The organism is Saccharothrix sabaoui (assembly GCF_051756985.1).
Classification (GTDB): domain Bacteria; phylum Actinomycetota; class Actinomycetes; order Mycobacteriales; family Pseudonocardiaceae; genus Actinosynnema.
Map to the genome: position 1 here is coordinate 1 of NZ_JBPKJK010000207.1, position 13,898 is coordinate 13,898.

Genomic DNA, 13,898 nt, shown 5'->3' on the forward strand with positions numbered 1-13,898 from the left:
ACTCGCGAGTCATGCGTTCGCGACCGGTGAGTTGTGCGTTCGGGGGCGGGGGAACCCGTGGCGGGCCGGTAGCGTCTCCTGCTCTGTGTGGAAATGGCTGACCGGGCTGGTCCTGGTGGTGTTGGCGGTCTGGCGGCCGAGCGCGGCGGGGTTCGCCGGGGCCGCGGTGGGGGCGTGGGCGCTGCCCGCGCTGATCCAGCTCGGGCTGCTGGTGGGCGCGCTCGCGTTCGGGGTGCGGGTGCCGCTGGTCGTCATCGGCGTGGGCGGTGAGCTGCGCACCTGGACCGGCCCGCGCCGGCGGGTGGTGTGGCGGACCGTGCCGCTGCTGTTCAGCGTCGGCCTCAGCTCGGTCAAGGCCCCGGTGCGCAGGCGGCTGTTCCTGACCGCGCTCACGTCGCTGGTGCCGGCCGCGGCGGCGGCGGCGGGGGCGTGGCTCGGGTCGGGGCACGGGTTCTGGCGGGGCTTCGCGGTCGCCGGCACGGCCGTGCTGGTCAACGCCCTGTGGCCGAGGCGCGGCGCGGGCACGACGTCGTCCGGCTGGTTCCTGTTCGCGCTGCCCCGGCTGACCGGGCGCACCGCCGAGGAGTACGAGGCGACGCCGCTGCTCAACGAGGTGACGGACCTGCTCGCGGTCGGCGACCTGGACCGGGCCGAGGTGGTCGTCGAGGAGATGGCGCGGCGGCACCCGACGCTGCTGCTGTCGACGTCGGCCAAGGTCGCGGTGCTGACGCTGCGCACCCGGTACGCCGAGGCGCTGCACGCGGTGAGCACCCTCGTCGGCCGCACGGACCTGGAGCCGCGCGACATGGCGTTCGTGATGGCCGAGATGGCGAGCGCCACCGCCAACGCCGTGGAGGGCGGCCAGCTGCCCGCCGACATCGGCCTGCCCGCCGCGCGCCGGGCCGTGGAGGGCGCGATGGAGCTGGGCTACCCGCGCTACCGCTGCACGGGCACGTTGGCGCAGCTCGCGCTGCTGGAGGACGACCACGCCACCGCGATCACCCTCGCCACGCAGGCCGGGCACGCCAGCGAGAGCGGCCTGGGCAAGGCGGACGCGCTGGCCACGATGGCCCGCGCGCAGATGGCGTCCGGCGACAACGCGGCGGCCCGCCGCACGCTCGTGGAGGCGGTGGAGCTGGCCGGCTGGATGCCCCGCGTGGCCGAGACCAACGCCCGGCTCAACCTCGTGTGAGACGGGGGTCAGGCGGGCGGGGCGGGCATCGTGGGCAGGCCGCCCTCCGGCGGGGGCAGGGCGCAGTGGGACAGCAGGTCGTTGAGCGTCTTGAGCACGCCCGACACCTCGTTCTTCAGCTTGCCCGGGTCGGGGGCGACGGCGCCGGGCACGACCTTGGCCAGCACGCTGTAGACCCCGGCGAACGAGGCCATCGCGCCGGACGCGCACAGCTCCGGGCCGGCGAACGCCTCACCGGCGGGTGGTGGCGCGCTCACCGGCGGCAGCGGCAGGCACCTCGCGCCCTGCATCGCGGTCAGCAGCCCGAGCGCGTCGCCGAGCGCCTCCGCGACGGCCTTGCCCTGGGGCGGCTCCGCCACCGCGCCGTCGACCACCTTCTTCACCGACGCCGACAGCTGCGCCACCAGGCCCGCGCACGCCGGGGGCGGTTCGGCCCCGGCCGAGGGGACGGCGAGGACCGCCCCCAGCACGGCCAGGGAGACAGCGGACGCCACTGATGTGCGGATCGTTCCCATTCGCCCTCCGGTGACCACCCACCACCCGTCGGTGGATCGTTCGACGATTGAGCGTAAGCCGCCGAACAGGGCTCTACCAGCGGAAACGGGGTTTTCACCCGAAGGTCGAACGCGGTTCTGAAGTGGTCGCGCGCACGCGGTCAGGATGACCGCCGGTCACCGCCGGCGGTCACCCGACCGGGTCACCAGCCCGCGAGCACCACGCGACCGAGTTCAGCCGGTGACGCCAGCAGGTCGTGCCGGGGCAGCACGCGCACCGTGTACCCGACGGCCCCCGCGTGCGGCAGCGGCACCTCGACCTCGTAGTTGCCGTTGCCCGCGTAGTCCATGCCGTGCGTGACCACGTCGTACAGCTCGTCCGAGTCGCCGACCCGGCCGAGCGCCACCTGCACGTCCACCTCGGACGGCTCCAGCCCGGCCAGCTCGACCCGGGCCCGGACGGCGACCGGCGCGCCGAGCAGCGGCGCGGCCGACCCGTTGAGCGAGAGGTCCGAGTCGAGCACCCGCACCCGCGTCCACGACGCGCGCAGCCGCTGCCGGTAGGCGGCCAGCTCCTTGGCCCCCCGGTAGCCCTCGCCGACGACCGAGGCGGCCGAGGCGGCGGCGGGCGCGTACAGGCTCTCCACGTACTCGCGGACCATGCGCGACGCCTGCACCGCCGGGCCGAGCGAGGCCAGCGTGTGCCGGACCATGGCGAGCCAGCGCGTGGGCACGCCGTCCTCGCCGCGGTCGTAGAACAGCGGTGCGACCTGGTTGCCGAGCAGGTCGTAGAGCGCCGCGGCCTCCAGGTCGTCGCGCCGCGTCGGGTCGGTGACGCCGTCCGCGGTCGGGATGGCCCAGCCGTTGCTGCCGTCGTACAGCTCGTCCCACCAGCCGTCGCGGATCGACAGGTTGAGGCCGCCGTTGAGCGCCGACTTCATGCCGGACGTGCCGCACGCCTCCAGCGGGCGCATCGGGTTGTTCAGCCACACGTCGCAGCCCCAGTACAGGTACCGGGCCATGGACATGTCGTAGTCGGGCAGGAACACGATCCGGTGCCGCACGCCCGCGTCGTCGGCGTAGCGCACGATCTGCTGGATCAGCGCCTTGCCGCCGTCGTCGGCCGGGTGCGACTTGCCCGCGACGACCAGCTGCACCGGCCGCTCGGGGTGCAGCAGCATCGCGCGCAGCCGCTCCGGGTCGCGCAGCATCAGGGTCAGCCGCTTGTACGTGGGCACGCGGCGGGCGAAGCCGACGGTGAGCACGCCCGGGTCGAACACGGAGTCGGTCCAGCCGAGCTCCAGCGCGGACGCGCCGCGCTGGAGCCAGGACGCGCGGGTGCGCCGGCGGACCTCGTCGACGAGCTTGCCGCGCAGGTCGTTGCGCAGCTCCCACAGCCGCTGGTCGGTGACCGGCTCGAACCCGCGCAGGCCCACGCCCGGGTCGCCCTCGGACTCGCCGAGGAGCCTGCTCATCTCGGTCGCCGCCCACGTCGGGCCGTGCACGCCGTTGGTGACCGAGCCGATGGGCACCTCGGTGGCGTCGAAGCCGGGCCACAGGCCGCGGAACATGTCGCGGCTGACCCGGCCGTGCAGCTTGGACACGCCGTTGGCGCGCTGCGCGAGCCGCAGGCCCATGTGGGCCATGTTGAACAGCCCCGGGTTCTCCTCCGCGCCGAGCGCGAGGACGCGCTGCGTGTTCACGCCGGGGAGCAGGGTCTCGGAGCCGAAGTAGTGCTGCACGAGGTCGACGGGGAACCGGTCGATGCCCGCCGGCACGGGGGTGTGCGTGGTGAACACGGTGCCCGCGCGCACGGCGGCCAGCGCCTGGTCGAAGTCGAGGCCCTGGCCGGTGACCAGCTCGCGGATGCGCTCCAGGCCGAGGAACCCGGCGTGCCCCTCGTTGGTGTGGAACACCTCGGGCCCCGGGTGGCCGGTCAGGTCGCAGTAGGTGCGCACGGCCCGCACGCCGCCGACGCCCGCGAGGATCTCCTGGCGGATGCGGTGGTCCTGGTCGCCGCCGTAGAGGCGGTCGGTGACGCCCCGCAGGTCCTCGTCGTTCTCCTCCACGTCGGAGTCGAGCAGGAGCAGCGGGATGCGGCCGACCTGGGCCTTCCACACCTTGGCGCGCAGCACCCGGTCGCCGGGCATGGCGACGTGGACGAGCAGGGGCGCGCCGGACGGCTCGGTCAGCAGCTCCAGCGGCAGGCCGCGCGGGTCGAGCACCGGGTAGTGCTCGATCTGCCAGCCGTCGAGGCTCAGCGCCTGCCGGAAGTAGCCGGACCGGTAGAGCAGGCCGACCGCGATCAGCGGCACGCCCAGGTCGGACGCCGCCTTCAGGTGGTCGCCGGCGAGCACGCCGAGGCCGCCGGAGTAGTTCGGCAGGGCCTCGGTGACGCCGAACTCCATGGAGAAGTAGGCGACGGCCGACGGCAGCGGCGGGAGGTCGTGGTCGCCGTGCTCCCGGCGCTGCCGGACCTCGTCCTGGCGGCGCTGGAACCAGCGGGGGCCGGTCGTGTAGCGGTGCAGGTCGTCGGCGAGCGCCCGGACGTGGGCCAGGAACTGCTCGTCGCCGGCGAGCGCGTCGAGGCGCTCGGGCGACACGGTGGAGAGCAGCCGGAGCGGGTCGCCGCTCTCCGCCCACAGTTCCGGGTCCACGGACGCGAACAGGTCCTGGCTGGGCTGGTGCCAGGTCCAGCGCAGGTTGGTGGCGAGGGTGCCCAGCGCCCCGAGGGGCTCGGGCAGGCTGGCTCGGACGGTGAACCGGCGAAGTGCTCGCATGGCGTCGGACCTTATCCCCCATCCAGCGGTGTCGAGCAACGGTCACCCGAACCGATGCAGGGACCGATACAGCCGGACCTGCGACAACGCTTCCCTGCAAGTTATTTCGCAGAAGCGGCGCAAGCGTTAACAGGGGTGGCGGGAACCCGCATGATCAAGCCCCCGATCGTGTGACACCGCGCCCGGCCGCCGCAGCCCGATAATCGATCAGGGCTTGCGGGAACAGCGCGGCGCACTCCTCCAGCACCCCCTCCGCCAGGACCAGCTGGAAGGTGTTGTCCCCCTGGAACGAGAACTCGACCGCCCCGTCCTCGACGTCGACCACGTGACCCACCCGGGTCCCGTCGTGCGCCTTGACCCACCCACCGGCTTCCACTCGTCCCACGGCGTTGTCTCCTCTGCTTGATACATCTGCTTGTTGTCCCTGCTTAACACCCCTTACCTAACCTGCTTTAAGCAACTTGTGTAAGTACTCGAAGGAGTGATCGTGGGCCAGACCGCCCAGACCATGCCCCGCCGACTGTTCGGTGCGGAATTGCGCCGACTGCGCCTGCGCGCGCAGCGGTCACAGGCTGAGGCGGCTCGGGCGATCGGTCGCGACCAGGGCCGGATCAACAAGGTCGAGGCAGGTCGGAGCAACCTCCGCACAGAGGAGCTGGACCTGCTCCTGACCTTCCTGGGGGTCACCGCCGACGAGCGCGTTCGCATGCTTGATTTGAGCGTCGAAGCACGAAAAAGGTATCCGAGATCACGTGCTTATGTAGATCAGCTACCGGACTCGTACCGCCGGTTCGCGACCCTTGAAGCGCAGGCCAGCGTGATCATGACGTACGAACGGGGCATTTTCCCGGGGCTGCTCCAGACCGGGGAGTACGCCGAGGCGGTGATGCGCGCCGGGGACGGGCTGTGGTGGGAACCGTCCTACGAGGAGCGGGCCAACCGGGTCGCGTTCCGGCTGGAGCGGCAGCGGCTGGTGCTCGACTCGACCCCGCCGCGCAGGGCCGAGTTCATCGTGACCGACGACGCCCTCACCGCCGGGTTCGGCGGCCACGAGGTGATGCGGCGGCAGGTCGAGCACCTGCTGGAGGTGGCGGGCAGGCCGGGGATCGGCGTGCGGCTGCTGTCGGCGCGGACCAGGGACAACCCGGCTTCCCACGCCGGGTTCACCCTCCTGCGCTTCGAACCCCCGTCCCCGGCGGTCGGCTTCGCGTCGGTGGCGTACGGCCCCTCGCCCTACCTGGACGACCCGGCCGACACTGGCCACCTGGGCCGGGTGTTCGAGTGGCTCAAGCGGTTCTCGTTCGACCCGGCAGAATCGAAGGACGTCCTGCGAGAGGCACTGAGGAGGTTCTGACCATGTCCGCGACCCCCACCGACTGGTTCAAGAGCAGCTACAGCGGCGCGGCCACCGACAACTGCGTGGAGGTCCGGTTCGCCGGCTCCGCCGTCGGCGTGCGCGACTCGAAGAACACCCGCGAGTCCCTGACCGTCTCCCCCGCCGGCTGGGCGGCCTTCACCGGGGCGCTGCGCCGGCGCTGACCGGCCCGCGGGCACCCCACCGGCGTGCGCTCCACCCCGCCATCGTTGATCATGTTCACCGGAGGTTCCCGCGCCGTCGCCCGAACGGTGACGGCGCGGTAACCGGGCGGGACCTCAAGACCTGAGAACCTGCCCTCCACGGCGAGAACCACGTGCTCGTCACGTGTGCGACACCGGCAAACGGGGTAGGAACAGCAGGGTGGGTCCCGGTGACGGCTGGTCCGGCCGCTGCGGGCAGACTTGACCGTGCACGCGTCACACCAGGTGAGAGGGGCGCTGCTGCCGATGAGTGGACGACTCGGGATCGACGACGTCTCCCCGATCGTGAGCGGTGGTCGCTACCCGGCGAAAGCCGTGGTCGGCGAGCACGTTCCGGTCGAGGCGACGGTCTGGCGCGAGGGGCACGACGCCGTCGCCGCCACCGTCGCGTGGCGAGGGCCGAACGACCGGGTCGCCAGACAGGTCCGCATGGTCCCCGTCGGCACGGGGCTGGACCGCTGGGCGGCCACGATCGTGCCCGACGCCGAAGGCGCCTGGACGTTCCGGGTGGACGCCTGGAGCGACCCGTGGGCGACCTGGCTGCACGCCGTCGAGGTGAAGATCGCCGCCGGGCAGGGACCGGAGGAGCTGGCCAACGACCTGGAGAGCGGCGCACTGCTGCTCGACCGCGTCTCCCGCCGCCCCGACCGCCGCCGGGAGAAGCCGCTGCTGGCCAACGCCGCCGCCGCCCTGCGCGACGAGCACCGGCCGCTGGCCGAGCGGGTGGCCCCCGCGCTGGCGGCCGACGTCCGCCAGGTCATGCACGACCACCCCGTGCGCGAGCTGATCACCAAGGGCAAGCCGCAGAAGGTCTGGGTGGACCGCAAGCGCGCCGCGTTCGGCTCCTGGTACGAGTTCTTCCCCCGCAGCACGGGCGGGGTCGACGAGTCGGGCGTCCCGGTGCACGGCACGTTCGCCACCGCGACCCGCGAGCTGGACCGCGTCGCCGCCATGGGCTTCGACGTCGCCTACCTGCCGCCGATCCACCCCATCGGCCGGGTGAACCGCAAGGGCCCCAACAACACGCTGCACGCCACCGAGGACGACCCGGGCTCGACGTGGGCCATCGGCGCGGACGAGGGCGGGCACGACGCGATCCACCCGCAGCTGGGCACGATCGAGGACTTCGACGCCTTCGTGGCCCGCGCCCGCGAGCTGGACCTGGAGGTCGCGCTCGACCTGGCCATCCAGTGCGCGCCCGACCACCCGTGGGTGCTGAAGAACCCGGAGTGGTTCACCACCCGCCCCGACGGCTCGATCGCCTACGCGGAGAACCCGCCGAAGAAGTACCAGGACATCTACCCGGTCAACTTCGACAACGACCCGCAGGGCATCTACAACGAGGTGCTGCGCGTCGTCCTGCACTGGGTCGACCACGGGGTGAAGATCTTCCGGGTCGACAACCCGCACACCAAGCCGCCGGACTTCTGGGCGTGGCTGATCTGGGCGGTCAAGGACCGCCACCCGGACGTGCTGTTCCTGTCCGAGGCGTTCACCCGCCCGGCCCGCCTGTACGGCCTGGCCAAGCTCGGCTTCACGCAGAGCTACACCTACTTCACCTGGCGCACGACCAAGGAAGAGCTGACCGAGTTCGGCAACGAGCTGGTCGCGCACTGGGACGAGGCGCGCCCCAACCTGTTCGTGAACACGCCGGACATCCTGCACGAGTCGTTGCAGGTCGGCGGTCCGGGCATGTTCGCGCTGCGCGCGGCGCTGGCGGCGACGATGGCGCCGACCTGGGGCGTGTACTCGGGCTACGAGCTGTTCGAGCACGAGCCCGTGAAGCCGGGCAGCGAGGAGTACCTGAACTCGGAGAAGTACCAGCTCCGCCCCCGCGACTACGCGGCGGCGGTGGCCGAGGGCAGGTCGCTCGAACCGTGGTTGCGCAAGCTGAACGCGATCCGCCGGGCCCACCCGGCGCTCCAGCAGATGCGAACACTGCGGTTCCACCACGTGGACAACCCGGCGCTGATCGCCTACTCCAAGCAGGACCCCGACAGCGGCGACACGGTCGTCGTCGTGGTCAACCTCGATCCCCACGACGCGCAGGACGGCACCGTCTGGCTGGACCTGCCCGCGCTCGGCGTCGACTGGCAGGAACGGCTGATCGCGCACGACGAGGTCTCCGGGGAGACCTGGGACTGGGGGCAGGCGAACTACGTCCGCCTCGAACCCTGGCGCGCCCCGGCGCACGTCGTGGGCGTGCTGCGCCGATCCGGCTGACGCCGGTCCGGCCGGGTCCGGCGGTCCGCGAGGCCCGCCGACCCGGCCGACAACCGATCCGGTCCCCTTTTCACGCAGTCCCCGCGCCCGTCGTCGAGCGCGCGGGACGATCGAACGTACCCCCAATGAGGTGGGACGAGGTGGAGCACAGATGCACGAAGAGGTCCGACCCGACGCCGCCCTGGTAGGGCTGGAGGACGTCCCCCACACCGGTGAGGGCATCCGCGCGGACGGCATGCTCGTCGAGCCGCAGGCCGAGGACTTCCGCTCGGCCAAGCTGGTGCCGCGCGAGCCCGGCTGGTTCAAGGGCGCGGTGTTCTACGAGGTCCTGGTCCGGGCGTTCAGCGACTCGAACGGCGACGGCACCGGCGACCTGCGCGGTCTCGCGTCGCGGCTGGACTACCTGGAGTGGCTCGGCGTGGACTGCCTGTGGCTGCCCCCGTTCTACGCCTCGCCGCTGCGCGACGGCGGCTACGACATCTCCGACTTCCGCGCGGTGCTGCCCGAGTTCGGCACGGTCGAGGACTTCGTCTACCTGCTGGACGAGGCGCACCGGCGCGGCATCCGGGTGATCACCGACCTGGTGCTCAACCACACGAGCGACGCGCACCCGTGGTTCCAGCAGTCGCGGGCCGACCCGGACGGGCCGTACGGCGACTACTACGTCTGGAGCGACGACGACCAGAAGTACCCGGACGCGCGGATCATCTTCGTCGACACCGAGTCCTCGAACTGGACCTACGACCCGGTGCGCGGCCAGTTCTACTGGCACCGGTTCTTCTCCCACCAGCCGGACCTGAACTTCGAGAACCCGCACGTCCAGGAGGCCATGCTGGACACGCTCCGGTTCTGGCTCGACCTGGGCATCGACGGGTTCCGGCTCGACGCCGTGCCGTACCTGTTCGAGCAGGAGGGCACGAACTGCGAGAACCTGCCGCGCACGCACGACTTCCTCAAGCGCTGCCGCAAGGTCGTGGACGACGAGTACCCCGGGCGCGTGCTGCTGGCCGAGGCGAACCAGTGGCCGTCGGACGTGGTCGAGTACTTCGGCGACCCGGAGGTCGGCGGCGACGAGTGCCACATGGCGTTCCACTTCCCGCTGATGCCGCGCATCTTCATGGCCGTGCGGCGCGAGTCGCGGTTCCCCATCTCGGAGATCCTGGCGCAGACGCCGCAGATCCCGTCCGGCGCGCAGTGGGGCATCTTCCTGCGCAACCACGACGAGCTGACGCTCGAGATGGTCACCGACGAGGAACGCGACTACATGTACGCGGAGTACGCCAAGGACCCGCGGATGAAGGCGAACATCGGCATCCGCCGCCGACTGGCGCCCCTGCTGGAGAACGACCGCAACCAGCAGGAGCTGTTCACCGCGATGCTGCTGTCGCTGCCCGGCTCACCGGTGCTCTACTACGGCGATGAGATCGGCATGGGCGACAACATCTGGCTCGGCGACCGGGACGCGGTGCGCACGCCGATGCAGTGGACCCCCGACCGCAACGCAGGGTTCTCCTCCTGCGACCCCGGCCGGATCTACCTGCCGGTGATCATGGACCCGGTGTACGGCTACCAGGGGCTCAACGTCGAGGCCCAGCTCAACAACCAGTCCTCCCTGCTCAACTGGACCCGCCGGATGATCGAGGTGCGCAAGCAGCACCACGCGTTCGCCGAGGGCGACTTCACCGACCTGGGCGGGTCCAACCCCAGCGTGCTGGCCTACCGGCGTCGCTACTGCCGGCCCGACGGTCGCGAGGACGTCGTGCTGTGCGTGAACAACCTGTCGCGGTTCCCGCAGCCGGTCGAGCTCGACCTGTCCGAGCACCGCGGTTCACGGCCCGTCGAGCTGACCGGTGGCGTCCGGTTCCCGCGCATCGGCGACCTGTCGTACCTGCTCACGCTGCCGGGCCACGGCTTCTACTGGTTCCAGCTCGTGGACGCGGGCGACGACAGCGAGAGCAGGTGAAGGACGTGACCGAACCGCACGACCTGGTCGACAAGGTGGTGACCGAGCTCCCCGCGTGGTTGCCGGAGCAGCGGTGGTTCGGCGGCAAGGACCGCCCGATCACCTCGGTCCGCCCCCTCCGGACGGCCGTGCTGCGCGAACGGGAGCCGCTGCTGGTGCACCTCGTGGTGGAGGTGGAGCAGCACGACCGGCGCGAGCCGTACCAACTGCTGGTCACCGACCAGCCGGACAACCACGACGCGACGGCGGACTCCGAGCTGACCGGACCGCTGCTCGACCTGATCGCGGAGGGCCGCGAGGTCGACGGGCTGGTGTTCGCGCACGAGCCCGGCGTGGAGCTCCAGACCGGCCTGCGCGGCCGGCGCATCACGTCGGAGCAGTCGAACACCTCGCTGGTGTTCGGCAGCCAGTACATCCTCAAGCTGTTCCGCAAGCTCACGTTCGGCGAGAACCCGGACCTGGTGCTCCAGCGGGCGCTGCACGAGGTGGGCTGCGAGCACATCGCCCGGCCGCTCGGGTCGATCACCGGCGAGCTGGACGGCCGCCGCACGACCGTCGGGATGCTCCAGCAGTTCCTGCCCGACGCGGTGGACGGCTGGGCCATGGCCACCACGAGCGTGCGCGACCTGATGGCCGAGGGCGACCTGCACGCCGACGAGGTCGGCGGCGACTTCGCGGGCGAGGCGCAGCGGCTGGGGCAGGCGGTGGCCACCGTGCACGCCGACCTGGAGCGCGCGCTGGGCACCGAGCACGCCGACGCCGACGACATCGAGCGCAGCGTCCAGGCGATGATCACCAGGCTGGACGACGTGGTCGCCCGGGTGCCCGCCCTGGAGCCGTACGTGCCGGCGCTGCGCGAGGCGTTCGAGCAGGCCAGGGACACGCCGGGGGCCATCGCGATCCAGCACATCCACGGCGACCTGCACCTGGGCCAGGTGCTGCGGACCGTCCACGGGTGGCTGCTGATCGACTTCGAGGGCGAGCCGGGCGCGCCGATCGCCGAGCGGACCGCGCTGCGGTCACCGCTGCGGGACGTGGCCGGGATGCTGCGGTCGTTCGACTACGCGGCGCACCAGCTGCTCGTCGGCCGGCCGGAGGACCACCAGCTCGCCGTGCGGGCGCTGGAGTGGTCTCGGCGCAACCGGGCCGCCTTCACCGAGGGCTACGCGGAGTCGGCGTCGGCCTCGGTCGGCGACCCGCGCAAGCGCGGCTACCTGCTGCGGGCGTTCGAGCTGGACAAGGCCGTGTACGAGGTCGCCTACGAGCACGCGAACCGACCGGAGTGGTTGACGGTCCCGTTGTCGTCGATCGCCCGCATCACTGGAGAGGGAGCGGTGCAGTCATGATCTCGCCCCAGGACGTCGACCGGCTGCTGGCCGGGTCGCACCACGACCCGCACTCGGTGCTGGGCGTGCACCACGTGCCCGAGGGCGTGGTGGCCCGCGCCCTGCGGCCGGGCGCGTCCGCGGTGGCCGTGATGGCCGGTGACAAGAGGGTCGAGCTGGACCGCGTCACCGACGGGCTGTTCGCGGGCGACCTGCCCGAGCACCCCGGCGACTACCGCCTGGAGGTCGAGTACGGGTCGCACGTCGTCGAGGTGGACGACCCGTACCGGTGGCTGCCGACGATCGGCGAGCTGGACCTGCACCTGATCGGCGAGGGCCGCCACGAGCGGCTGTGGGACGTGCTGGGCGCGCACGTGCGGACCTACGACACGCCGAACGGCGTGGTCACGGGCGTGTCGTTCGCGGTGTGGGCGCCGACCGCGCGGGGCGTGCGGGTGTGCGGCGACTTCGACGGCTGGGACGGCCGGGCGAACCCGATGCGGTCGCTCGGCTCGTCCGGCGTGTGGGAGGTCTTCATCCCCGGCGTCCCGGCGGGGACCCGGTACAAGTACCGCATCCTCGGCCAGGACGGCGCGTGGCACGAGAAGGCCGACCCGATGGCGTTCGCCACCGAGACGCCGCCCGCGACCGCGTCCGTGGTCACCGAGTCGCGGCACGCGTGGGGCGACTCGGAGTGGCAGGCCAGGCGGGACGCGACGCAGTGGGTCAACGCGCCCGTGTCGGTGTACGAGGTGCACCTCGGCTCGTGGCGGCCCGGCCTGTCCTACCGGGAGCTGGCGGTCGAGCTGGCGGACTACGTGGAGTCGGCCGGGTTCACGCACGTCGAGCTGATGCCGGTGGCCGAGCACCCGTTCGGCGGGTCGTGGGGCTACCAGGTCACCTCGTACTACGCGCCCACCTCGCGGTTCGGGTCCCCCGACGACTTCCGCCACTTCGTCGACGTCCTGCACCAGCGGGGCATCGGCGTGATCATGGACTGGGTGCCCGCGCACTTCCCCAAGGACGCCTGGGCGCTCGCCAAGTTCGACGGCACCGCGCTCTACGAGCACCCCGACCCCCGCCGCGGCGAGCACCCCGACTGGGGCACGCTCGTGTTCGACTTCGGCCGCAACGAGGTGCGCAACTTCCTCGTCGCGAACGCGCTGTACTGGATCGAGGAGTTCCACATCGACGGCCTTCGGGTCGACGCGGTGGCCTCCATGCTCTACCTCGACTACTCGCGGCAGGCCGGGCAGTGGCTCCCCAACCAGTACGGCGGCCGGGAGAACCTCGACGCCGTGCGGTTCCTCCAGGAGCTCAACGCCACGGTCTACAAGCGGCACCCCGGCGTGGTGATGGTCGCCGAGGAGTCGACCGCGTGGCCGGGCGTCACGCGGCCCACGCACCTGGGCGGGCTCGGGTTCGGCTTCAAGTGGAACATGGGCTGGATGCACGACACCCTGCACTACCTGTCGCGCGAGCCGATCCACCGCTCGTTCCACCACAACGAGATCACGTTCTCGCTGGTGTACGCGTGGAGCGAGAACTTCGTGCTGCCGCTGTCGCACGACGAGGTCGTGCACGGCAAGGGCTCGCTGTGGCAGCGGATGCCGGGTGACGACTGGAACAAGGCCGCGGGCCTGCGGTCGCTGCTGGCCTTCATGTGGGCGCACCCCGGCAAGCAGCTGCTGTTCATGGGCGGCGAGTTCGGCCAGCGCGGCGAGTGGTCGGAGTCCCGGTCGCTGGACTGGCACCTGCTCGACGACCCGCTGCACGCGGGCCTGCGGTCGCTGATCGCCGACCTCAACGGGGTCTACAAGGCGTGCCCGGCGCTCTACAGCGCCGACGACCGCCCCGAGGGCTTCTCGTGGATCGACGCGAACGACTCGGGCGGCAACGTGCTGAGCTTCCTGCGCGTCGGCGACGACGGGTCGCTGCTGGCGTGCGTCGCCAACTTCTCCGGTCAGCCGCACCACGACTACCGCGTGGGCCTGCCCGCGGCCGGCCGGTGGCGCGAGGTCGTGAACACGGACTCGGCCGTCTACGGCGGTTCGGGCGTGGGCAACCTGGGCGTCGTCGAGGCCGAGGAGAGGCCGTGGCACGGGCGCCCGGCGTCCGCGGTGCTCCAGCTGCCGCCGTCGGGCGTGCTGTGGCTGACCCCGGAGCAGCCGGTGGCCGGTGAGACGGCGGCGATGGCGTTGTCCGAGGTGAGCGAGTCGGGTGAGGTGACGGAGGCGCCGAAGGTGGTGCGCACGCCGGGATCGGCCCCGACCGCCCCCGCCCCCGCGGGTGGGGCGGACGCGGCGGCTGGGGCGGACGCGACCGGCGGGGTGGACGCGGCCG

Annotated in this window: 10 protein-coding genes; 7 read left to right on the top strand and 3 right to left on the bottom strand. The window is 72.0% G+C overall.

Annotation, left to right across the window (positions count from 1 at the left end):
* The first annotated feature begins 85 nt into the window (after nt 1–85).
* Nucleotides 86–1,192: a tetratricopeptide repeat protein gene (locus ACR807_RS37490; RefSeq protein WP_438926262.1), complete on the top strand. Its 1,107-nt coding sequence runs from the start codon at nt 86–88 to the stop codon at nt 1,190–1,192.
* Between the two features lie 8 nt (nt 1,193–1,200).
* Here ACR807_RS37490 and ACR807_RS37495 read toward each other — a convergent pair whose 3' ends face one another.
* From ACR807_RS37495 to ACR807_RS37505, 3 genes are all read right to left on the bottom strand, one after another.
* A complete protein-coding gene (locus tag ACR807_RS37495) occupies nt 1,201–1,686 on the bottom strand; it encodes a hypothetical protein (protein ID WP_438926263.1) in 486 nt (161 codons plus the stop codon).
* Nucleotides 1,687–1,889: 203 nt separating this feature from the next.
* Nucleotides 1,890–4,466, bottom strand: a complete 2,577-nt coding sequence (gene glgP / locus ACR807_RS37500; RefSeq protein WP_438926264.1) for an alpha-glucan family phosphorylase — start codon at nt 4,464–4,466, stop codon at nt 1,890–1,892.
* 154 nt (nt 4,467–4,620) lie between these two features.
* Entirely contained in the window at nt 4,621–4,851 is a 231-nt protein-coding gene (locus tag ACR807_RS37505; protein WP_438926265.1) for a hypothetical protein, read from the bottom strand.
* 123 nt (nt 4,852–4,974) lie between these two features.
* On the opposite strand from ACR807_RS37505, the gene ACR807_RS37510 reads away from it, so the two are divergent.
* From ACR807_RS37510 to glgB, 6 genes are all read left to right on the top strand, one after another.
* Nucleotides 4,975–5,820 carry a helix-turn-helix domain-containing protein gene (locus tag ACR807_RS37510; protein ID WP_438926271.1) on the top strand — a complete coding sequence of 282 codons (846 nt, stop codon included), beginning with the start codon at nt 4,975–4,977 and terminating at the stop codon, nt 5,818–5,820.
* A 2-nt stretch (nt 5,821–5,822) separates the two neighbouring features.
* Nucleotides 5,823–6,005, top strand: coding sequence for a DUF397 domain-containing protein (locus ACR807_RS37515; protein ID WP_438926266.1), 183 nt, complete (start codon nt 5,823–5,825; stop codon nt 6,003–6,005).
* A gap of 285 nt (nt 6,006–6,290) precedes the next feature.
* Nucleotides 6,291–8,267, top strand: a complete 1,977-nt coding sequence (locus ACR807_RS37520; protein ID WP_438926267.1) for an alpha-1,4-glucan--maltose-1-phosphate maltosyltransferase — start codon at nt 6,291–6,293, stop codon at nt 8,265–8,267.
* 151 nt (nt 8,268–8,418) lie between these two features.
* Nucleotides 8,419–10,230: a maltose alpha-D-glucosyltransferase gene (treS, locus tag ACR807_RS37525; protein WP_438926268.1), complete on the top strand. Its 1,812-nt coding sequence runs from the start codon at nt 8,419–8,421 to the stop codon at nt 10,228–10,230.
* A 5-nt stretch (nt 10,231–10,235) separates the two neighbouring features.
* Nucleotides 10,236–11,576, top strand: a complete 1,341-nt coding sequence (locus ACR807_RS37530; RefSeq protein ID WP_438926269.1) for a maltokinase N-terminal cap-like domain-containing protein — start codon at nt 10,236–10,238, stop codon at nt 11,574–11,576.
* Nucleotides 11,573–13,898 (top strand): 1,4-alpha-glucan branching protein GlgB (gene glgB / locus ACR807_RS37535; protein WP_438926270.1); only part of this gene is annotated, 2,326 nt, incomplete at its 3' end. The genes ACR807_RS37530 and glgB, both read left to right, overlap by 4 nt.